We start from the raw sequence: 20,855 nt of genomic DNA, 5'->3' as shown, positions 1-20,855 counted from the left end.
GGGCATTCTGCGTTTGACCTGCGGTTTACGTTACCCGGATCACGCTTATCCGCTTCCTTGAGGGGAATTTTGGCCAGTAGCGAGCTCATCACCCTCGAAAGGAGACCTGGCGATGACGATGGTCAAGACTTCGCTCACCGACGACGCGCGCAAGGCGACCGGGACGGTGTTGCAGGAGGCGCTGGTAGATCTGATCGATCTGCACCTGCTGGCCAAGCAGGCACACTGGAATCTCACCGGCCGCAACTTCCGCTCCATTCACCTCCAGCTCGACGAGGTCGTCGACCTCGCGCGTGAGCACGCGGACGAGGTGGCCGAAAGGGCGGCCGCGATCGGCGTCAACCCGGACGGCCGGGCGCGTACGGTCGCCGAGCACAGCAAGCTGCACCAGCTCGAGACCGGCGACCTGCCCGACGACAAGGTGGTCGCCGCCGTGACGGACATGCTGGCGGATGTGAGCCGGCGCTTCCGCGACCACATCGAGACCACCGAGGACACCGACCCGGTCACCCAGGATCTGCTGATCGCGGCGGCGCAGGACATCGACAAGCAGCACTGGATGTTCGCGGTCCAGCGCTGAGTTCTACGATCCGCGGGGCTGGCAGGCCGGGCACCAGAAGGTGACACGTTCCTGGGTCTGCCCGCCCTGGTCGGCGCGGCTGATTCGGCCTCCGCAACGCCGGCAGACGTGCCGCCCGTACACCCAGGCCGTCTCGCCGGGACGACGCGAGCCCGTGGTGCTCTGGTCGACGCGTTCCTTGTTCGCGTCCAGGAGCGACCGGGCGAGTTCGACGAGCGCGTCCAGGTCGGCGACCTCGCCGACGGGGCGCCAGGGGTCGACGCCGCGCAGGAAGAGCGTCTCGGCCTTGTAGTAGTTGCCGATGCCCGCCAGGAGGGTCTGGTCGAGCAGGGCCTCGCCGATCGGCCGTTCCGGCGTCTCGCGCAGCCGCCGGAGCGCCTCCGCGGGGTCCCAGCCGGGCCCGAGCAGGTCGGGGCCGAGATGGCCGACCACGCGGCTCTCCTGAGAGGTACGGACGATCTCCACGACGCCCAGGGAGTAGCCGACGGCCTGCCATTCGGCGTTGGCCAGTACGAGCCGGATCTTGTGGCTACGGGGGAGCGGCGCGCTCGCCCGCGAGATGCGCCAGCTGCCCTCCATGCGCAGGTGCGTGTGCACGGTGACGTCGCCGTCGACCCGGGTCAGCATGTGTTTGCCACGCGGGACCACCTCGCGTACGGCCCGGCCGGTCAGGTCGGCGGTGGCGGCACGCGGCACCCGGAAGTCGCTGCGGGTGAGGACACGCCCGGCGAGCGCGTCGTTCAGGCGGCGCGCGGCCGCCCAGACGACGTCACCCTCGGGCATCGCTCATGTGCGGAACGCGGGGGAGTCCCAGGCCGCGGGGTCCTCGGTCAGCACCTGCACGCTGGGGGGCAGTTCGCCGGAGGCGACGTCGGCCAGGCTGACCTGCTCCAGGATGAACCGCTCACTGGCGCGCAGCGCGATCCAGACCAGTTGCAGGGACTTGGCCGGCCCGGAGTAACCCAGGTCCTCCGGCCGCTCGCCGCGGACGCCGACGAGAGGCCCGTCGATCGCCCGGATGACGTCGGCCAGGAAGATCTCCGATGCCGGGCGGGCCAGCCAGTAGCCGCCCTCAGGGCCGCGCTGGCTCCGGATCAGGCCGGAGCGGCGCAGCTGGCTGAGGATGTTCTCCAGGAACTTCGGCGGGATCTGCTGGGCCTCGGCGAGCTGGACCGCCGTGATGGGACGATCGCCACCAACGGCCAACTCGGCGGCGGCGCGAAGTGCGTAGTCGACCCGGGCGGACAGTCTCATGGGTTGATTATCCCGCCTCGGATGACGTGATCGTGCCACCGGCCTCCGATTCTTCTCCGATCAGGCCGAGGATCTCCGCGGCGGCGCGGGCGTTCGCGCGGGTCGCACCGTAGGTCGCGACGTACGCGGAGGCCGCCGGACGCCAGACCGGCAGTCCCATCTCGACGAGGACGGCGTCGGGCCGTACGGCCAGCAGCGCGTCTACGAGGTCCTGGTGATCGGGGTAGCGGTGGGCGTCCCGTACGACGATGACCAGGGGTTTCCCGGCGGCGCGACGCAGGAGCCCGGCGGGGTCGGCGGTCTCGGCGTCGACCGGCACCGCGTCCGGCGCCCACGGCGAGAACCCCCAGGGCACCGGCCCGACCGCGATGTTGGACGGCGCCTGCAGCTCCAGCACGACCGGCGTGGCGGACACGGACGGCGAACCGGTGACACGGACCGCCCGGCGCGCCGCCTCCAGCCCGACCGCGCGGTCGACCTCGGCCGTCCGCGGTACGGCGAGCCACGCCTTGAGCCGGGCCACGCGCTCCGCGGACCGTTCGAGCCGCTCGGCGGGCAGCCGTCCCTCGCGAACCGCCTCGATGATCCGCTCGCGGATGGCGCGCACGCTGTCCTCGTACTCCTTCGAGCCGAGGCAGAGCAGGTCGGCGCCGGCGGACAAGGCGCGTACGGCCGCCTCGGGGATGCCCATGGCGCCGCTCGCCGCGCGCATGTCGAGCGCGTCGGTCACGACCACCCCGTCGTACCCGAGCGTGCCCCGCAGGAGACCGGTGATCGCCGCCTCTGACAGCGTGGCCGGCGCCGCCCCCGTGAGCGCCGGCACACGGATGTGGGCCGTCATGATCGACTGCACTCCGGCCGCGATGGCGGCGCGGAACGGCACCATCTCCCGGCGTTCGAGCAGCGCCAGGTCGGCGTCGACCAGCGGGACCTCCAGGTGGGAGTCCTGAGAGGTCGCGCCGTGGCCGGGGAAGTGCTTCGCGCAGGCGGCGACGCCGGCCTCCTGGAGCCCGTTCACCGCCGCGGTGATGTGCCGCGCGACCAGCTCGGGGTCCGAGCCGAACGCCCGCGTGCCGATGATCGGGTTGTCCTCGGCGGTGTTCACGTCGGCGGACGGCGCGAAGTCCAGGTTCACCCCCGCGCCGCGCAGCTCGGCGCCGAGCGAGCGGTGCACCCGCCACGTCGTACCGGGATCGTCGAGGGCGCCGAGGGCGGCGCTGCCCGGGTAGGGGCTGCCGGTCTCGTGGGCCAGCCGCGTGACGTCACCGCCCTCCTCGTCGATCGAGACGAGCGCCTCCGACACCGCGCGCAGCTCCGCGGTGAGCGCGGTGAGCTGGCCGGTGCCCGGGACGTTGCCGTTGATGGCGAAGAGGGTGACGCCGCTGACGCCCCGTTCGAGCCCCTCCAGGACCCAGCGGGGGGCCGCGGCGCCCGGGAACGGCACGAGCAGAGTCGCGTTCACAAGCCGTTCGAGGGATGGGTCGGTCATCGGTGTCTCACCTGGTCTCTGCTCGGCGTTGATCGCTTACGTGCTGCCCGGGGATCGCCCGGAGCCCAGGGGCCGGTCATCCCTTCACCGCCCCCGCGACCAGGCCGGAGACCATGCGGCGCTGGACGAGGAGGAAGAAGGCGATGACCGGGAGGGTGAGCAGCGTGGATGCGGCCATGATCGGGCCCCAGTCGTTGCCGGAGCGCCCGAAGAAGAACTGCAACATGATCGGCAACGTGGCCTTGTCCTGGTCCTTGAGGAACGTGTACGCGAAGATCAGCTCGTTCCAGGCCGTGATGAAGGAGAAGATGCTCGTCGCCACCAGGCCGGGCGCGACGAGCGGCAGGAGGATCCGGAAGAAGATCCGGATCGGCCCGGCGCCGTCGATCGCGGCGGCGTCCTCCAGGTCCTTGGGCACCGCCGCGACGAACCCGCGCAGCATCCAGGTGCCGAACGGCAGCGCGAACCCCACGTACACGGCGGTGAGCCCGACGAGGCTGTTCAGCAGGCCCAGGTGCCTGAGGTCGACGAACATCGGGATGACCAGGGCCTCGGCCGGCACCATCTGCACGACCAGCAGCAGGACCAGGAACGTCGTACGGAACCGGAAGCGGAACCTCGCCACCGCGACGGCCGCGAGCAGCGCGAGCAGCCCGGACACGACGACGGTGCCCAGGGCCACGGCCAGGCTGTTGACGAAGTAGTGCCAGAACGGGACCCCGGCGATGCCGCCGTTGATCACGTAGTCGAAGTGGTGCAGCGTCGGGTGGAACGGGACCGGATGCGGGGTCGAGCTGAAGATCTCCTGGTTCGGCTTGAACGCCGTGGAGATCATCCAGAAGACCGGGAAGGCCGAGACGACGAAGACCGCGATGCCCGCCGTGTTCAGCGCGATCTTGCGGAGCCTGCGCGCGTTCATGCCGCCTCCTGCTGCCGGACCATCATCCGGGTGTAGACCGCCGTCACGACCAGGACGATCAGCGTGAGGACCATCGCGATCGCCGACCCGAGGCCGTACTTGGCGTTGAGCGAGCCGAACGCCGTCGAGTACGCGTACAGCGACAGGTTGAACGAGTCACTGTTGGCGAGCCCGGACATGATGAACAGCTGGGTGAAGACGCGGAAGTCCCAGATCACCGAGAGCACCAGCACCACGCTGAAGATGGGCTTCAGCATCGGGAAGGTGATCTTCCAGAAGGTGTTCCACGCGCTGGAGCCGTCAACCTTGGCCGCCTCGTACAGCTCGATGGGCACGGTGCGCAACCCGGCCAGGACCGAGACGGCGATGAAGGGAAAGGACATCCAGACGACGCAGATCGTCAGGACCGTGTAGTCCGGCAGCGGCGAGGAGAACCAGTTGTAATTCTGCCAGCCGCCGCCCACGAGCCAGTTCGGCAGCAGGTCGAGCAGCCACCCGACGAGGCCGCCGGTGGTGCCGAACAGCCAGGAGAAGATGACCGCCGCGGTGACGGGCGGGGTCGCCCAGGCGATGAGCACGCCGCCCGCGACGAACGAGGACATCCGCCGCCCGAGCTGGCCCAGCAGCAGGCCGACCAGCGTGCCGATCAGCAGGGTCCCGGCGACGGCGACGACCGCGAACAGCACGGTGTGCCGGACCGCGGCCCAGAACGCGTCGTCGGCGAAGATCTGGCGGTAGTTGTCGAGGCCGACGTTCTCCGCGGGTTCGCCGCGGAGCTGGCGCAGGCCGACCTTCTGGAACGACATCTGGCCGATCTGGACCACCGGCCAGATGAGCAGCACGCCGATGGTCACGAGCGCGGGCAGTATCAGGAGGTACGGCCCGAGGCGCGGGCGGCGGCGGGCGGGCCTCGCCGGGCCGGACGACGTCCGGCCCGGCTTACGCCGCACCGCCTGAGCGGTGTCGAGCATGCGGGCGGTCCCCTTACTGGTTGAGGAGGGTGCCGGCCTGCTCGTCGGCCTTCTTCAGCTCATCGTCGGCGGACTTGCCCTGCATGATCGCCTTGACGGCGTTCGGCAGGATCTTCTTGGCGCCCTCGTAGTCGGCCCAGCCCTTGCTCGTCGGGGTGAACTTCACACCCGACGCCGCGGCCTGCGCGAACGCGCCCATGATCGGGTCGCTCTGGTACGAGCCGCCCTGCAGTACGTCGGTGAACTGCGGCAGGAACTTCAGGGTGTCCGCGAAGGTCTTGGCGTTCTTCTTGCTGTCCAAGGTGGTCAGGTAGTCGAACGCGACGTCCTGGTACTTGCTGTCCTTCCACACGGCGAGGTCCGAGCCGCCGGAGAAGACCGGTGCGATGCCGCCGGTCTTGCCCGGGATCGGGAAGACGCCCCAGTTCTTCGCGTCCTTCTTGTTGACCTTCGTGAGCTGCGGGAGCGCCCAGCTGCCGTCCATGTACATGCCGACCTTGCCGAGGGCGAAGTCCTGCTGCGGGCCCTGCAGCTCGTTCTTGCCGACGTACTTGTCGGGCGCGACCTTGTCCTTGTTCACCAGTCCGGCGTAGAACTGGATGGCCTCCTTGGCCTGCGGCTGGTCGAGGGTGCCGACCCACTTGCCGCCCTGCTTGGTGGCGACGTCGCCACCGTTGGCCCAGACGAAGCTGAGGATGCCGTTCGTGAAGTCGCTAGGCGCGGCGATACCCGGCACGCCCTTCTTGTCCTGGATCTTCTTTGCCGCGGCCTCCAGGTCGGCCCACGAGGTCGGCGGCTGGATGCCCAGGTCCTTGAACCAGTCCTTGTGGTACCAGACGGCCCGTACGCCGCCGTACCACGGCGAGGCGTACGTCTTGCCGTCGAGCTGGTCGTTGGCGAGGGCGCCCTTACTCAGGGTCTTGCCCTCGGCCCAGGAGCTCATCTTGGCGGAGATGTCGGCGAAGGCGCCCTGCTCGGCCCAGGACTGCACATCGGTGTTGCCGACCTCGGTCACGTCCGGGCCCGATCCGCTGGCGATCGCGGTCTGGAACTTCTGGGTGGCCTGCGGCCAGGGGATGTACTGGACCTGCACCGCGGTGTTCGGGTGCTTCTGGCGGAACTCCGCGGTCACCCCGTCAAGGAACTTGGTCTGCTCGGGACTGCCGTCGCCCATCTGCCAGACAACGATCTTCGCGGGGTCGGCCGCCTTCGCGGAGTCGCTCTTCTTCTTGTCATTGCTGCCACAGCCGGTAACGGCCACAGCGAGTGCGACGGCCGCCGCGGCGGCCCTGGTGTACCTCACAATGGAACTCCCTTCGGTACCGCCCGACCGGCTTACTGGTATTGATGCGGCATGTCGTAAGCACGGTCGCTGGGCGCCTGCCTACAGTCGGGGCTGTGGATTATGGGGTGGCGGACTGCTTGGACTAAACTAACAGGAAAGTTTCCTAACCAAGAAGACCCGTTAGCGGATCGAGATGGAAGGTGGCCGGAGATGGCGAGTCGCCCGGGGACGCCAAGACTCCTGCGCGAGCTGAACGACCGATCCGCACTTGATCTTTTGGTGAGTTCGGGCCCGCTGACGCGTACGCAGATCGGCGAGCGCACGGGCCTGTCGAAGGTGACGGCGTCGCAGTTGCTGGCGCGTCTGGAGGACCGCGGCCTGGTCGCCGTCGTGGGGGAGCAGGCGGGCGGAAGGGGCCCGAACGCCGCGCTGTACGCCGTGGTGCCCTCCAGTGCGTACGTCGCCGGTCTCGACGTCGGCCCCAACTCCGTGACGGCCGGCATCGCCGACATCACGGGGCACATCGCCGCCGAGATCACGGTCTCGCCCGGCGACACCGAGGACGCCGTCACCCTGGTGCACAACGCGGTCGTGAAGGCGTGCAGGTCGGCGAAGGTACCGCTGTCCCGGCTGCGCGCCCTGGTGATCGGCACCCCGGGCGTGGTCGACCCGCGCAGCGGCGACGTGGAGTTCATCTACGACCTGCCGCACTGGCACGCCGGCATCCTGGAGGCCCTCCGCCGCGACCTGCGGATGCCGGTCACGATAGAGAACGACGTGAACCTGGGCGCTTTGGCGGAGAAGGAGTGCGGAGCCGCCCGGGACGTGTCCGACTTCGCCCTGCTGTGGGCCGACCGGGGCCTAGGCCTGGCGGTGGTTCTCGGCGGCCGGCTGCACCGCGGCGCCTCCGGTGGCGCGGGCGAGATCGGCTACCTGCCGGTGCCGGGCGCCGCGCTGCCGGAGAAGGACACCGAGTCGGTGACGTGGGGAATGCCGGCGCTGGCGGGCGGCCTGGGAGCACTGGCGGGCGCGGACGCGGTCCGCGACCTGGCCCGCGCGCACGGCTTCGACGAGCCGACGGCGACGGAGTGCGTACGCGCGGCGGCGTCCTCGGGCAAGTCGGGCGGGCCGTTCCTGGACGAACTGGCGACGCGGCTGGCGTACGGGGTGGCGTCGGTGACGATCGTGCTGGACCCCGAACTGGTCTTGATCTCGGGTGAGCTGGGGAGAGCGGGGGGAGAGCGCTTGATCCGCCGCATCCAGGAGGCGGTGGGCCGGATCTGCCCGACCCGCCCTCGGGTCGCCTTGAGCGAGGTGGTGGGCAATCCGGTGCTGAGGGGGGCATTGTTCGCGGCCTTGGACCACGCCCGCGACGAGGTATTCTCCAGCTCAAGCTGACCTGTCCGGACGCCGGACCGCCTCCGGTGAATACCCCAATGTGTCCGGTAGATTTCGGCGGCGTTTCTTGGGGTTTTGGTGTTTGCCATTCCAATCCTTTGAGTCCTATACTCCGTCCATGAGTCCGGATCCAGCATTCTTGCAGGTCAGGCGCGATGCGCTCCTTGATGCGAGTAAGATCTTCGCCGGGGCGGCGGCCGATATGAAGGATGCCGAGAAGGCCTATGAGGGCGCGGACGCCAAAGACGCCCAGGGCTGTTTCGGGCTGGTCTCGGGCGCCTCCGATGAGCTTTATAAGGAGTACGAGGCCTTCTATGACGCCATGCGTCAGGCGGTGGCCACGCTCCACCAGACCCTGGGATACGCGTCTGAGGCCTTCGCGGCCAATCATGCTACGTACGAGGATGCCGAATGGCAGTCGCTACTCGCCAACCATTGACGCGTGATGCCCCGGCTCACCGTGAGGAGTAACTAATGGGCGTCCCCCCGGTCATCAGAGCCCCCGCCATGAGTAGCTTGGCCTTGGGGGGGCTGACGTATGGCCTCTTCATCTACGAAGACTGGGACTCCATCGAGATGCTGTGGCGTGCCCACCGCAGCGCGACCGTGGACATCAACAAGCTGACGCAGATGCGCCTGGCCACCGGCTTCGCGACGAAATCCGGTGACGCGCCGGCCGGTCTGCAACAGCAGCTCGAGACGTTGTGGTCGCCCATTGACGGGGCCTACGCGAAACTCGTGCAGCAGGACACATGGGATGGACTTACGGCGCGGACCTTTCAGGACTGGTTCAATCGGCATAATCTCGGTGCCGAATACAAGAAATATCTGACCGCCCGATGCGAGGCAATGGCCGAGTTCCTGGACCTGGCCATCAAGCAGTCCAAGGAAACCCAAGAGGCGCTGCGGCACCTCATTCAGTTCCTCATCGCCTACCTCGCACTCCTTTCCGCGATGATGATGATCAACGCCTTCGAGGGCATGCTCGCCCGGCGGGAGGCCATCGCTGCCGCGCTTCGCGCCGGCGGCCGCATCATGCAGGCATGGAAATGGTTCTGCGATCGGTGCATACGGATGTTGCGCCTCGCCCGGCCGGCGTTCAAGCCGTTCGTCGTCGAGGACGTGGCAGGTCAGCCCACCTTCTTGAAGGCAATGGCGCGGCTGGGAGTCAGTCAGGCGCGGTCCTCCAGCTGGGCCATCGGCGGGGTCATGTGGGGCACCACCGCAGCCAAAGAGGTCTCCAGCAATTTGATCCACCATGAAGGTATAAACCCCTTCGAGAATTCACCGGCCGCCCTCGTGGACACCGTGGCCATATCCGTAATGGGCGCCGGGCTCAACGTTCCAGTCGCCGATGCCGCATGGACCAAGCCCTTCTCTGATCCGACCAAGTACTTCCTGGGCACTCGGCTCAGCACGGCTTGGGACGTCGGCGTGGTCGTTCCGGCCACGATCGGCGCTCCGGTGCTCTACGCGAACCATTATTGGGATGGCAAGTCATGGGGCCAGTCGCTGGCAGCCGCCGGCGTCGACGTCGTCACCCTTGGCGGTTATCTGGGCGGCCTCGGAAAAATCCTTCCGCGAGACGACGTCGTCGCTGCCCGAGCGATGGAGAATCCGCAGAAGTTCGGCGTGTGGCACAATCCGCTGACCGGGGAGCTGGTCCCGGTCAAGGTCGATCCCAGGCAATGGCGGGCCGCCGATCCGATGCGCGTGGCGAAGGCGCCGGACGGCTCCGTGGTGCCGTCAGACTCATTCGGCTGGCGTAAGACCTCTCAGAACGGGACGGTGTACACCCCGCGCAGACTCGAGGTCATCAGCGACCCGGCGGCGGCGGGTTACCAACGAGCGGAGTCCGGTCTCTGGGTGAAGTCGCAGGCCCCGCCGTTGGTGGCGAAATCCATCGACGCGGTGCAGAGCGTTCCGGGGGTCGGTCAGTTCGTGCAGATGGTGAAGAACTTTGATGGCTATACCAAGGTTTCCTTTCTGGACATCGGCCACACCACTGCCTACCGGGCGTTCTACCCGTTCCCGCAGGATCACGCCGTCAGCGTGGTTCCGCCTCAGCAGTTCACGCCACCCGCCACGACGTCGCTGTACGGACCGCCGGGAGGTCTGCCGGGCAACCTGCCACCCGGCCATCCGGCCGGCCGGCAGACGATGCCGTTCGATTCGCCGGTGACGCCTCCGCTGCCGGTCACGCCGGCCTCACCTCCGCCGCCACCACCGCCTCCGCCTCCGGCCACCCACTACATCGGCGGCTGGGATCCAGCGCGAGCCGAGAAACCGATCATCACGACGAAGTGGCACGACGGCGTCTATGACTCGCTGTCGGACATCGCCCGCACGGTCTACGGCGATCCAGATCTGTACCCCTACATCGTCAACGATCCACGCAACGCGGCGCTGTTCAACGGCGACCCGGGCGCCATCGACCGTATCGACCAGGGCGAACCCATCTATGTCCCGGCCGTCCCTGGAAAGGCGCCGGACCGCCAGACCCACCGTCCTGAACGCTGAAACCCAGCCTGCGCGGGATGCCGTTCCTGAGCTGGGCTCGGGGTCACTCACGGGTGAGGGTCGATGCGCCGCTCGTCGATGATTACGCCGCCGCCCGCTCGCTCGGCCGTAAGACGGCCCTCCATGCGGACGGCCGACGCCGGCGCATCCACGGCAGGCGACAGCTCCGGTCCGCGCCGTGGTTGCGGGGGTCTTTCCGGCCGCACGCCGCGTCAGCTGTCCTTCCGCGCACGGGCGTGCCGGGCTTCCTCGGCAGCGGGCTGGTCGAAGATCGTCCGGGCCGGCGTGGCGACCCGCCGGTGAGCGGACTCGGGCACCTTGGCCAGAAGGTTCTCGCAGGTGATGCGTTCCTGAGCAGACACGCCCCGATCTGCTCGGCGAGCCACCCGGCAGGGTCAAGATGGTCACCACCACGTTCGGGACGAGGTCTTTGCCCCGGGGCTCAGGTCCGTGGCCTGCTCGTTGACCGGGCCGAGAACTCAGGCCGTACGGTCACTTGCACAGTGGCTCCAGCCGCTCGTCCACCTGGCTGTTCTCGATGAGCCGCCCCACATCACGCACTTGCCCCTCGCGGGGAGGCGTATCGGGCCCGCGTAGAACGGATATGCGCCGGAGCGGCTCCCCCGGCCGCCGCCTTTGACCGCGAGGGACGTGCTCAGGGGAACCTTTCCGCTCGACCTGGGGACCATCGTGACAACGCAGTTGGCGCCCGCCTTGCTGTTGTAGAGCAGGTAGACCCTGGCCCCACCCAAGCCGTGCCGGTCGACGACGCGGTAGCCGCCGCCGCAGAGGCGCTGCGGCGTGTACGGGTTGGTCTTGACCGGCATCGACGCTGCCGGGTGGTGCGACGCCGACGGCGTGCGGTGCTCGACCGGATGGTGCGCACGCTTTGGCGAAGGCGGTGGGGCGGCTGCCGTTCCGCCCTTTCCGCCCTTTCCGTCATCCTTCGACGCGGCGAGCACGGAGATTCCCGCGACCAGGGCAACGAGTACGGCGGCCACGACCGCGACGATCAACACCGCACGACCCTTTCGCCGCGCCGGCGGTCCGGCCATCGGCCCAGGGGCCGGCGAGCCTGGATATCCACCGAAGGAGGGCGGGCCTGATACGGGCATACGCCTGGTGCCCGCCTCCCCAGACGCAGCCGAGTCCGGCAACCCGGCGAACGAGGCCGAGCCGTCCAGAGGCAGCCGCATGGTCGCGGCCTCCCGCGTACCGGAGCCCGTTGCGTCGGAGCGTCCCGCTCCGCTGGGCGAGTTCGCCGATGCCGTGCCGGCAGGTGGGTGGGCGGATGCCGAGCCGTCCAGTGGCAGCCGTGTGGTCGCGGTCTCCCGTGTATTGGAGCCCGACGCGTCGGAGCGCCCCGCTCCGCCGGCCGAATTCACCGATGCCCTGCCGGCAGGCGGATGGGTAGTCGCAGTATCCGGGGAACCCGGCGCCCCCCACCCACCGGCCGCCATACCCGCCGGAATGTGCGCCGTCGCCGCCTCCGCCGTACCGGCTCCTGCACGAGCGCCCGATCCCGCGCCCCAGCCCGCCGGATACCCCGCAGACGGGTGCGCCGCCGCACCAGCCGAGTTCCCCGCCCCGTACGGACCGGGTACGTCGCTGAGCAGCGAACCGCCGGGTGGGCTCCCGCCCGTCCCAAAACCGGCCTCGCCAGAAGGCGATCGGCCCGGGAGCGAGGACGCGCCCGTGGCGGTGACGTCCCGCTCACCAGAGCCTGTCTCGAGGTCCCGCCGTCCGGCTGCGCGACGCCGGGACGGCGCCTCGCCGCGTTGTCGTCGGTCGCCGGCCGAATCGGGCCGACCCCCTTCTCCGCCTTGCGGCGCGTCGCTGAGATATGAACCATCGGGTCGGCTCACGCCCGCCGCGCTGTTCGAACCGGCCGCGGCCCCCCAGCCGTCCGAGCCCGGCATGCCGACTGGGCTTGCGCTCTCCGCCGACGAAGACGGATCGTCGGACCTGCTCGCGTCCGGCGCGCCGTCAGTGTCCGCCGGCCTTGCTGCCGCAGCTGCGGCGGCCAAGCCGGACCTGCCGGACCTGCCGGGCCATGCTGAGGAGGCACCGGCGGCCGGACCGGCCGGAGCAGCCGGTGCGCTCGGGGGGTGAGCGGCGGGTGAGATGGCCGCCTCGTGGTGGCCCATCAGCTCGTCCATCAGGCTGCGTGCCGTCGGCCGGCGAGACGGGTCCTTGTTCAGGCATGCGGCGACCACCGGGCGCAGGCGGCCGTCCAGGGCGCCGAGGTCGGGCTCCTCGTGCAGGATCCGGTTGATCACCTGCTGGATGGAGCGGTGGCCGAAGGCCGGCACGCCGCTGGCGGCGAAGACCATGGTCACGGCCCACGCGAACATGTCCGTCGGGGGCCCGATCGGGCCCTCCGAAAGCTGCTCGGGCGCCATGAACGCCGGCGTCCCGACCACCTGGCTCACCGCGCTCGCCATGGCCCCGGTCGTGTCGAGGGCCCGGGCGATGCCGAAGTCGATCACCACCGGGCCGTCCGGCCCCATCAGCACGTTGCCGGGCTTGAAGTCGCGGTGCACGACGCCCGCCTGGTGGATCGCTGCCAGCGCCGTCGCGGTATTGATCGCCAGGCGGTCCAACGCCGAGCCGTGCCGCGGTCCCTCCTCACGGAGCTGCTGGTGCAGCGAAGGCCCCGGGACGTACTCACTGACGATGTACGGCCGCCCCTGAGCTGTCCCGGCGGAGAGCACCTGGGCGGTGCAGAACCGCGCGACCCGCTTGGTGACCTCCACCTCCCGTACGAAGCGTGCGCGGGCCGGCTCGTCCTCGATCAGCTGGGCGTGCAGCAGTTTGATGGCGGCCGAGCCGCCAGAACCGCTGCCCAGATAGACGACGCCCTGCCCGCCCTCGCCCAGCCGTCCGGTCACGTCGTAGTCCCCCAGCCGACGGGGATCCCCGTCACTGAGCGGCTGGACGTTCACCACGGCGGCCTCCCGATCACATGACAGCGGACGCCGCAGAACCTATCAACGCAGGAGGAATCCGCCACCTTCGACGAGGCACGCCACGCATGTCAGGCCCAGGACGACCCATGCTGCGACTCGGCACGGCGGGCGAACCACTGCCGCGCCCATAGGCGGAGCAGCGGTCCAAGGGAAGACCTCACGGGCTACGCCGAACTCGACCACACGACGAGCGTGCCCGTCTCGGACCCGCTCACGCAGCCGTGCCGGAGGGGGACTCCGTCCGCGATGCCGGACTCGGCCGTGCTGAGGGCGTGCCCTGTCTCGGGCCCGCTCGCGCGGTCGTGCCGGAAGGGAGGCTCCTGCCCACTGCTCCGATGCCGACCGTGCGGTAGGCGTGCCCTGTCCCGGGCACGCTCGCCCGGCGGTATCGGAGGGGAGCTCCCCGTCTGCTGCACCGGATTCGACTGCGTGGCGGGCGGCCGTGTCCCAGGCCCGTACGCGCGGCCGTACCAAAGCAGCGTCCTCCAGGACGCGGGCGGTCTACATGCGCGCCACCGCGCATTTGGTGTGGACCCAGGTGAGACCGAGGCGGGCGATGTACTGGCCGATGAGTACCGGAGCACGGCACAGGGGACACCAACTGCTGCGGCGCGCCTTACGTGTCCTTCGGGCGAGGATCATCTGTCCACCCTCCATGGCGCCGTACGGCCGTGCCGGGCTTTGCCATCTGGAGGAGGGCCACCGCACTGGGGCGGCGTGGGACGTGTCGCTGGACCCGACGGTGAGGGTAAGTCGCCCCTCTTGGGGTCGATTGACGGACTCGCGGTCGCGGAACCGATGTGAGGACCCTTGAGTACACCTTGACCTGGGTGAAGATGCTGACAACCTCACCGTAACCAGGACCACTGACAGTCCGGAGGCGGCGGAGAGCCGGTCGCGGGGGCCCTACCCGGGCGACTACGAGGACCGCGGCGCGCCGATCGTTTCCCCTCCCGGGGTAACTACGAGGACGCGGTACGCCGACTGGGCGAGCGCGCCGCGGAGAAGTTCGGGCCCGGTCGGCTGACCATCAGCGGCGAGCCGGGCCCGGCCGGACAGTCCGCGGAGGTGCAGTTCGCCAGATCATCGCATCCGGCGGCCACGACGGCCGCGAGCGCGGTACGAACGGCGGCGAGACCCACGATCTCCGCGTCCACCTCGGCCATTTTGGCGACGGCCTGGGAGCGCAACCCCGCGCGCCGGTGACCCGCGGCGAGCAGGGCCCTGATCTCTCCAAGACTGAACCCGAGCCGCTGAGCCCCCTTGATCGTCCGCACGAGCGTGACCGCGTCCTGCGGGTACGCCCGATGCCCTCGGAACTCCGCTCCGGCCGAGGCAACAATTTCTGCCGCTCGTAGTATCGCAGGGTCTGGACGTTAACCCCAGCCAACCTGGCAACCTCTTCGGTACGCAGAGTCCGTTCTGCCACTATTGCCCCATTTCAGAGAAGGGTTGGATCGACACAGCACGCGGGCGGCGTCCGAGATCAGCCAACCGTCACGCGCCGCTTCACCGTCGCGAGAGGGGAGGCTGGAGGACGTTCCAGAAGCACCCTGCCCGGTGATGCGAGGTCGTCTCGGTTGTACGTCGAAGAGGGCGTCGTCGTGTCCGAAGGGGGGCCCGCGGCGTGCAGGAAGCCGCGGCCGTTCCGGTCGTAGGGTCCCAACCTGCGTGATGCGCTCCGGGATGGGTGGCGTTGTTTCCGGACGGGAGAGCCGGCGGCGTGCGGGAAGTCTCGGTGCCGCCCGGCCGTTGCCGTCATACGTCCCGGCCTGCGCCATGCGTACCGGAGTTGACGTCGGAGAGTGCGACGGCAGTCGTTGGCGGCGGGCTGTCCCCGCGCTCCGGTTCGGCCGATTCCGCTCCGCGCGGGCGCTCGGCGCCGGTGCTGACCGCCGCCGTCCAGGGCCTGGTCCGCAACGGCATGGCCGAGGTCGACTACGTCACGCCGCGCGACGGCACCGACGTGACCGGCGCGCTGGAGGACGCGGCCGAGGGCCTGCCGGTCACCCGTCGTGGGCTCGTTCCGTCCGTGAGTCTGGTGGCGAGCGCGTCCAGCACCGGCTTGTGCGCTGTCGGGACGGAGATTTCCAGGGTCAGAAGGTCCTTCTCCGTACCGATGGTGAACGTGAAGAACGAGCAGCAGGTCGTCTCGCGCGTGGTCAGGTCGCGGAGTTCGGCCTCGTGACCCGGGTCAAGGGACAGTCGCAGGCGCCGCGCGCCAGGTCGTTGCCAGGAGCGCAACGCTCTGGTGAACAACGCGTCGAACTCTGCCACGCGTAGCGGGCGTTCCCTGGAAGGCAGGGTGCACGCCCTGGGCACCCAGGTCGGTTCGGTCATCGAACACCTCCAGCGGCGTTGGTGACTCGACGGTAAGCCTGTACCGGGGGACCGGATTCCACCAGGCCGGGAGCTTTCGCAGCCGATCGGCACCAGCCGTCTGGCGGCTTGTGAGGGCCGGTGGTGTGCTTTCAGTCCGCTCGCCGCGCGTGCGGGCGTAGGTCGTTCGGAGCCGGGTCGAAGCTTGTGCGGGAGCCGGAGCGGCGGCAGTGGTACCGCTATCCGTCCGCTCGGTCCCCTCGGAACGCAACCGCAGTCCACACGGAGTCCGCAGGTCAGCGGGCCTGTGGTGAGCCGGTGTGTCGATGGTCGCACCGGTGTTCGTCGGCCGGGCCGGCTGGGGCGTCGAACGGCACGGTCGTCCATCGACCCGATCGGCGAGGGCGTGCCGGCCCACCACCGGCGCCAGCGGGGGCCCGTGGCTGGACGGCTATGACCGGGCGACCGGCCGCGGCGACGGGCCGTGGTGGTCTGTGCGGTGCGGGACTTTGCGATGGAGCCGGTGCGTCGATGGTGGCACCGTTGTCCGTTCACCTCAGCTCGCAAGGAGGGCGTCCGGCGGCCCGCGGGCGGACGTCGACAGCGTCTGCGATCCGTCCGCTCAACCCATCTACGATCGCAGCCGCAGGCCGCGGGGGGTTGGGTGGAAGCCTGCCGCCTCCAGGGCCGCCGCCATGGGCGAGTCGACGATCGCGCCGCCGTCTGCTCGTTCGACCGTGAGGCGGCCCAGTGCGCCCTCCCGGACCGCGAGTGCCAGCGCGTCCACAGCCGGCTGGAGGTCCGTCTCTCCCCACGACAGCAACGTCTTCCCGCCGCGTTCCACGTACACCACCAGCTCGCCCTCCACCAGCACCACGAGCGCGCCCGCCTTTCGGCCCGGCTTATGACCGCTGGCCGCCTCTCCAGGGCGTTCGGGCCAGGGGAGGGCCGCGCCATACGGGTTGGCCGGGTCCGTGGCCGCGAGCACCAGGGCCCGTCCGGCATCAGTGCGTTCCGTCGCGCGCAGGCGGTCCACGGCGCCCGGTAGGGCGAACTGGGCCGCGCCCAGGCCCTCCACGAAATAGCCCCGTCGGCATCGGCCGGTCTCCTCGAAGGCTCGCAGCACCGGATACACCCCGGCGAAGCCGCCCGGGGTGCGTTCGGCCATGACGGCGCCGCGGATCACCACGCCGTGGCGGTCGAGCAGTGTCTCCGCCAGCGCGTGGCTTCGGCGGGTGGTGTCCGAATCCCGCGCGGGCAGGAGCCACCAGCGGCCCGCGACCGTCGGGGGGCCCGTGCGGGACGGCATGACCGGACGGCGGCGGTGGGTGCGCGGGCGATGGGTGGTGCGGCTGGAGCCGAGCTTGGAACGCAGCGGGGCGAGCGTGTCGTTGGTGAGCCGGCCGGCCCAGACCAGGTCCCACAGTGCCGTGACCAGTTCCTGGTCGTTCAGCGAGCCCACCCGGTCGGACAGCGTGCGGAAGAACACCGCGCCGCCGTCGCCCAGCGCCGCCAGGATCTGTTCGTGCAGCGGGGTCAGGGTGATGTCCGCCGGCTCGGGCATGAGCAGGGGAGCGGTGTCGGCGAGGTACAACGACACCCACCCGTCGCCGCCCGGCAGGCCGCCCTGGCCCGCCCACACGACCTCACCAGAGGCGGTCAGTTCGTCCAGCATCGTGGGGGAGTAGCCGGGCACCCGCACGGGCAGCACCAGTGACTCCAGCGCCGACGCCGGCACGGCGGCGCCCTGCAACTGCTCGATCGCCTGGACCAGCGCGTCGAGACCGCGTAGCCGGGTCGAGCCGATCCCGTGCCAGGCCGGCAGGAAGCGCGCCAGGGCATCGCGGGAGGCCGGCTCCACCTCGGCGCGCAAGCGGGCCAGCGACCGGCGGCGCAGCATCCGCAGCACCCCGGCGTCGCACCACTCCGTGCCCCGCTCGCCCGGCGTGAACTCGCCCTCCGACATCCGGCCCTCCGCCGCGAGCCGGCGCAGGCCCTCGTTCACCACCGCCACCCCGAGGCCGAACCGCGCGGCGACGTCCGAAGCGTGGAACGGCCCGTGCGTGCGGGCGTGACGGCTCAGCAGGTCGGCGAGCGGATCGGCGACCAGCTCAAGGAACGCCTCCGGCACGCCGACCGGCAACGGCACGCCGAGCGCGTCGCGGAGCCGCCCGGCGTCCTCGATCGCCGCCCAGCGCTCCTCACCGGAGACGCGCACCCGGATGGCCCGGTGCGTCTCCTCCAGCTCGGCCAGCCAGCGGGCCGTCGCGCCCCGCGCGGTCAGCTCGGGCGTCGTCAGCGGACCCAGCTCGCGCAGCAGGTCCGCCGCTCCTTCGACAGAGCGGGCGTGCCGGTCGGCGGGCAGCCGCTGCAGCTCGCGTGAGGCCTCGGCGACCACCTCGGGATCGAGGAGCTCGCGGAGGTCGGCCTGGCCGAGCAGCTCGGCGAGCAGCGTGGAGTCGAGCGCGAGCGCCTGCGCCCGCCGCTCGGCGAGCGGCGCGTCGCCCTCGTACATGAACGCGCCGACGTAGCTGAACAGCAGCGACCGGGCGTACGGCGAGGGCACCGGCGTCTCGACCTCGACCAGCCGCGCCTTGCGGCCCGCCAGGTCGCGCATCAGCGTGACCAGCCCGGGCACGTCGAAGACGTCCTGCAGGCACTCGCGCACGGTCTCCAGCACGATCGGGAACGAGGGATATTTGCCGGCCACCGCCAGCAGCTGCGCGGCCCGCTGACGCTGCTGCCACAGCGGCATGCGCTTGCCCGGACGGGCGCGTGGCAGCAGCAGCGCGCGCGCCGCGCACTCGCGGAACCGTGAGGCGAACAGCGCCGACCCGCCCAGCTCGTCGGTGACGATTTGGGCGATCTCCTCGGGGTCGAACAGCGCCAGATCGCTCGCCGGCGGAGCCACGTCGGACTCGCCGGTGTCGGGAACGCGCAGGACGATGCCGTCGTCGGAGTGGGCGGCCTGCGCGTCGACGCCATAGCGCTCGCGCAACCGGGCGGTCATCGCCAGCGCCCACGGCGCGTGCACGAGCGCCCCGTACGGGGAGTGCACGACGATCCGCCAGTCGCCCAGCTCGTCGCGGAACCGCTCGACCACCAGCGTGCGGTCGTCGGGCACGTAACCCGTCGCCTCACGCTGCTCGGTGAGGTAGGCGAGCAGGTTGCCCGCCGCCCACTCGTCCAGCCCCGCGGCCCGTACACGCGTGCGCGCCTCCTCCGGCGGCAGCGCGGACAGCTCGCGGCTGAACGCGCCGAGGGCACGGCCCAGCTCGGCCGGCCGCCCGGGCGCGTCGCCGTGCCAGAACGGCAGCTTGCCCGGCCGGCCCGGCGCCGGGGAGACCAGCACCCGGTCGGGCGTGATGTCCTCGATGCGCCACGAGCTCGCGCCGAGCACGAACACGTCGCCGACCCGCGACTCGTACACCATCTCCTCGTCCAGCTCGCCGACCCGCGAGGACTTCTCGCCCACGAGGAAGACGCCGAACAGGCCGCGATCGGGGATGGTGCCGCCGCTGGTCACGGCGAGCCGCTGCGCCCCGGGGCGCCCCCGCAGGATCCCGGCGACGCGATCCCACACCAGCCGTGGGCGCAGCTCGCCGAACTCGTCGCTCGGATAGCGACCGGCGAGCATGTCGAGCGTGGCCTCCAGCACCGAGCGCGGCAGCGTCGCGAACGGCGCCGCCCGGCGTACGAGCGTCTCCAGCTCGTCGACCGGCCACTCGTCCATGGCGACCATCGCGATGACCTGCTGGGCGAGCACGTCGAGCGGGTTGCGCGGGTAACGCAGCTCCTCGATCTCGCCGTCGCGCATGCGCTCGGCCACGATCGCGGTCTGCACCAGGTCTCCCCGGTATTTGGGGAAGATGACGCCCTTGGAGACCGCGCCGACCTGGTGCCCGGCGCGGCCGATGCGCTGCAGGCCGCCCGCGACGGACGGCGGCGACTCGACCTGGACGACGAGGTCGACCGCGCCCATGTCGATGCCGAGCTCCAGGCTGGAGGTGGCGACCACGCCGGGCAGCCGCCCGGCCTTGAGCGACTCCTCGATCGCGGCCCGCTCCTCCTTGGAGACGGACCCGTGATGCGCGCGTACGACGTCGGCGGGCGCCCCGCGCGAGGCCCCGGCCTGGGCCATCGTCTCGGCGGGCGCGTGGTCCTCGGGAAGCTCCTCCTCGGCACGCTCGCGGGACAGCTCGTTGAGCCGGCCGCTCAGCCGCTCGGCCAGGCGCCGCGAGTTGGCGAAGACGATCGTGGAACGGTGCGCCTCGACCAGGTCGAGGACCCGCGCCTCGACGTGCGGCCAGATCGAGGCCCGGTTGGGCTCTCCGGCGGCCGCCCCGGACAGGTCGTCGGTCGGCCGGCCGAGCTCGGTCATGTCCTCCAGCGGGACGACGATCTCAAGGTCGACCTCCTTCTGGTGCGGCGGCTGGACCACCGTCGCCGGACGGGTGCCGCCGAGGAACGTCGCGACCTCCGTCACCGGCCGTACGGTCGCCGAGAGCCCGATGCGCTGGGCCGGCCGCTCCAAGAGGGCGTCGAGCCGCTCCAGGGACAGCGCGAGATGCGCGCCGCGCTTGGTCGCCGCGACCGCGTGCACCTCGTCGATGATCACGGTCTCGACGCCGCGCAGCGCGTCGCGCGCCTGCGAGGTCAGCATCAGGAACAGCGACTCGGGCGTCGTGATCAGGATGTCGGACGGGTGTGCGGCGAACCGGCGGCGCTCGTCGGCGGGCGTGTCGCCGGAGCGTACGGCCACGCCCACGTCGGGCTCGGGCAGGCCGAGGCGCTGCGAGGTCTGCCGCAGACCGGTCAGCGGGGCGCGCAGGTTGCGCTCGATGTCGACGGCCAGGGCCTTCAGCGGGGAGACGTAGAGGACCCGGCAGCGCCGTTTGGGATCTTCGGGCGGGGGAGCGGTGGCGAGCCGGTCCAGCGACCAGAAGAACGCGGCCAGGGTCTTGCCCGAACCGGTCGGGGCCACGACCAGGGTGTTGTCGCCCTGGGCGATGGCCTCCCACGCGCCCTCCTGCGCCGCCGTGGGCGCGGCGAACGCCCCGGCGAACCACGCCCGGGCGGCGTCGGAGAAACGGTCCAGCGGCCTCATGCCGACCATCATGCCTCGCGGCACTGACAGAACCCGTGGGCCGG

At 70.6% G+C, this 20,855-nt stretch carries 15 protein-coding genes and 1 pseudogene; 5 read left to right on the top strand and 11 right to left on the bottom strand.

Features of this window, described 5'->3' with window-relative positions:
- The first annotated feature begins 112 nt into the window (after positions 1-112).
- Positions 113-580, top strand: coding sequence for a DNA starvation/stationary phase protection protein (locus tag QWU11_RS13255; RefSeq protein WP_290105586.1), 468 nt, complete (start codon positions 113-115; stop codon positions 578-580).
- A 3-nt stretch (positions 581-583) separates the two neighbouring features.
- Here the strand turns inward: QWU11_RS13255 and QWU11_RS13250 are convergent, their stop codons facing one another.
- The 6 genes from QWU11_RS13250 to QWU11_RS13225 all read right to left on the bottom strand — a co-directional run bounded on the left by QWU11_RS13250 (position 584) and on the right by QWU11_RS13225 (position 6,516).
- Positions 584-1,363, bottom strand: coding sequence for a DNA-formamidopyrimidine glycosylase family protein (locus QWU11_RS13250; RefSeq protein WP_290105584.1), 780 nt, complete (start codon positions 1,361-1,363; stop codon positions 584-586).
- Positions 1,364-1,366: 3 nt separating this feature from the next.
- Positions 1,367-1,834, bottom strand: coding sequence for an Rrf2 family transcriptional regulator (locus QWU11_RS13245; RefSeq protein WP_290105580.1), 468 nt, complete (start codon positions 1,832-1,834; stop codon positions 1,367-1,369).
- A gap of 7 nt (positions 1,835-1,841) precedes the next feature.
- The gene (locus tag QWU11_RS13240; RefSeq protein ID WP_290105577.1) at positions 1,842-3,323 is read right to left on the bottom strand and encodes a glycoside hydrolase family 3 protein; all 1,482 of its coding nucleotides are present in this window, start codon (positions 3,321-3,323) and stop codon (positions 1,842-1,844) included.
- Between the two features lie 76 nt (positions 3,324-3,399).
- Positions 3,400-4,242 (bottom strand): carbohydrate ABC transporter permease, encoded by an 843-nt coding sequence (locus QWU11_RS13235; RefSeq protein WP_290105574.1) that lies wholly within the window; start codon positions 4,240-4,242, stop codon positions 3,400-3,402.
- On the bottom strand, positions 4,239-5,213 hold the full coding sequence (locus QWU11_RS13230) for a sugar ABC transporter permease (RefSeq protein ID WP_290105571.1): 975 nt from the start codon (positions 5,211-5,213) through the stop codon (positions 4,239-4,241). The genes QWU11_RS13235 and QWU11_RS13230 overlap by 4 nt, the downstream gene beginning before the upstream one ends.
- 13 nt (positions 5,214-5,226) lie before the next feature.
- Complete coding sequence (locus QWU11_RS13225; protein WP_290105568.1) at positions 5,227-6,516, bottom strand: extracellular solute-binding protein; 1,290 nt, start codon at positions 6,514-6,516, stop codon at positions 5,227-5,229.
- Between the two features lie 192 nt (positions 6,517-6,708).
- On the opposite strand from QWU11_RS13225, the gene QWU11_RS13220 reads away from it, so the two are divergent.
- The 3 genes from QWU11_RS13220 to QWU11_RS13210 all read left to right on the top strand — a co-directional run bounded on the left by QWU11_RS13220 (position 6,709) and on the right by QWU11_RS13210 (position 10,416).
- On the top strand, positions 6,709-7,896 hold the full coding sequence (locus tag QWU11_RS13220; protein ID WP_290105565.1) for an ROK family transcriptional regulator: 1,188 nt from the start codon (positions 6,709-6,711) through the stop codon (positions 7,894-7,896).
- 118 nt (positions 7,897-8,014) lie between these two features.
- On the top strand, positions 8,015-8,335 hold the full coding sequence (locus QWU11_RS13215) for a hypothetical protein (RefSeq protein ID WP_290105563.1): 321 nt from the start codon (positions 8,015-8,017) through the stop codon (positions 8,333-8,335).
- A gap of 68 nt (positions 8,336-8,403) precedes the next feature.
- A complete protein-coding gene (locus QWU11_RS13210; protein ID WP_290105552.1) occupies positions 8,404-10,416 on the top strand; it encodes a hypothetical protein in 2,013 nt (670 codons plus the stop codon).
- 212 nt (positions 10,417-10,628) lie between these two features.
- Here the strand turns inward: QWU11_RS13210 and QWU11_RS13205 are convergent, their stop codons facing one another.
- The 4 genes and pseudogenes from QWU11_RS13205 to QWU11_RS13190 form a co-directional block, all read right to left on the bottom strand.
- The gene (locus tag QWU11_RS13205; protein WP_290105525.1) at positions 10,629-10,778 is read right to left on the bottom strand and encodes a hypothetical protein; all 150 of its coding nucleotides are present in this window, start codon (positions 10,776-10,778) and stop codon (positions 10,629-10,631) included.
- Positions 10,779-10,895: 117 nt separating this feature from the next.
- Positions 10,896-13,364 carry a serine/threonine-protein kinase gene (locus QWU11_RS13200; RefSeq protein WP_290105512.1) on the bottom strand — a complete coding sequence of 823 codons (2,469 nt, stop codon included), beginning with the start codon at positions 13,362-13,364 and terminating at the stop codon, positions 10,896-10,898.
- A 983-nt stretch (positions 13,365-14,347) separates the two neighbouring features.
- Positions 14,348-14,662, bottom strand: a complete 315-nt coding sequence (locus QWU11_RS13195; protein WP_290105503.1) for a MerR family DNA-binding protein — start codon at positions 14,660-14,662, stop codon at positions 14,348-14,350.
- Positions 14,663-14,739: 77 nt separating this feature from the next.
- A pseudogene (locus QWU11_RS13190) lies at positions 14,740-14,814 on the bottom strand (hypothetical protein); the annotation flags it as partial.
- Between the two features lie 456 nt (positions 14,815-15,270).
- On the opposite strand from QWU11_RS13190, the gene QWU11_RS13185 reads away from it, so the two are divergent.
- Entirely contained in the window at positions 15,271-15,573 is a 303-nt protein-coding gene (locus QWU11_RS13185; RefSeq protein ID WP_290105502.1) for a hypothetical protein, read from the top strand.
- 762 nt (positions 15,574-16,335) lie between these two features.
- Here the strand turns inward: QWU11_RS13185 and QWU11_RS13180 are convergent.
- Positions 16,336-20,811 (bottom strand): ATP-dependent helicase, encoded by a 4,476-nt coding sequence (locus tag QWU11_RS13180; RefSeq protein ID WP_290105501.1) that lies wholly within the window; start codon positions 20,809-20,811, stop codon positions 16,336-16,338.
- Positions 20,812-20,855: the final 44 nt, after the last annotated feature.

Source organism: Actinomadura sp. DC4 (genome assembly GCF_030406325.1).
Classification (GTDB): domain Bacteria; phylum Actinomycetota; class Actinomycetes; order Streptosporangiales; family Streptosporangiaceae; genus Actinoallomurus.
Note: the sequence above shows the minus strand (reverse complement) of the source record. Positions and strands in the feature narration are given on the sequence as shown.

What these genes read in the sequence shown, in the direction of transcription:
- QWU11_RS13255 (WP_290105586.1), top strand. Translation starts at nt 113, where the DNA reads ATGACGATGGTCAAGACTTCGCTCACCGACGACGCGCGCAAGGCGACC.
- QWU11_RS13250 (WP_290105584.1), bottom strand. Translation starts at nt 1,363, where the DNA reads ATGCCCGAGGGTGACGTCGTCTGGGCGGCCGCGCGCCGCCTGAACGAC.
- QWU11_RS13245 (WP_290105580.1), bottom strand. Translation starts at nt 1,834, where the DNA reads ATGAGACTGTCCGCCCGGGTCGACTACGCACTTCGCGCCGCCGCCGAG.
- QWU11_RS13240 (WP_290105577.1), bottom strand. Translation starts at nt 3,323, where the DNA reads ATGACCGACCCATCCCTCGAACGGCTTGTGAACGCGACTCTGCTCGTG.
- QWU11_RS13235 (WP_290105574.1), bottom strand. Translation starts at nt 4,242, where the DNA reads ATGAACGCGCGCAGGCTCCGCAAGATCGCGCTGAACACGGCGGGCATC.
- QWU11_RS13230 (WP_290105571.1), bottom strand. Translation starts at nt 5,213, where the DNA reads ATGCTCGACACCGCTCAGGCGGTGCGGCGTAAGCCGGGCCGGACGTCG.
- QWU11_RS13220 (WP_290105565.1), top strand. Translation starts at nt 6,709, where the DNA reads ATGGCGAGTCGCCCGGGGACGCCAAGACTCCTGCGCGAGCTGAACGAC.
- QWU11_RS13215 (WP_290105563.1), top strand. Translation starts at nt 8,015, where the DNA reads ATGAGTCCGGATCCAGCATTCTTGCAGGTCAGGCGCGATGCGCTCCTT.
- QWU11_RS13210 (WP_290105552.1), top strand. Translation starts at nt 8,404, where the DNA reads ATGAGTAGCTTGGCCTTGGGGGGGCTGACGTATGGCCTCTTCATCTAC.
- QWU11_RS13180 (WP_290105501.1), bottom strand. Translation starts at nt 20,811, where the DNA reads ATGAGGCCGCTGGACCGTTTCTCCGACGCCGCCCGGGCGTGGTTCGCC.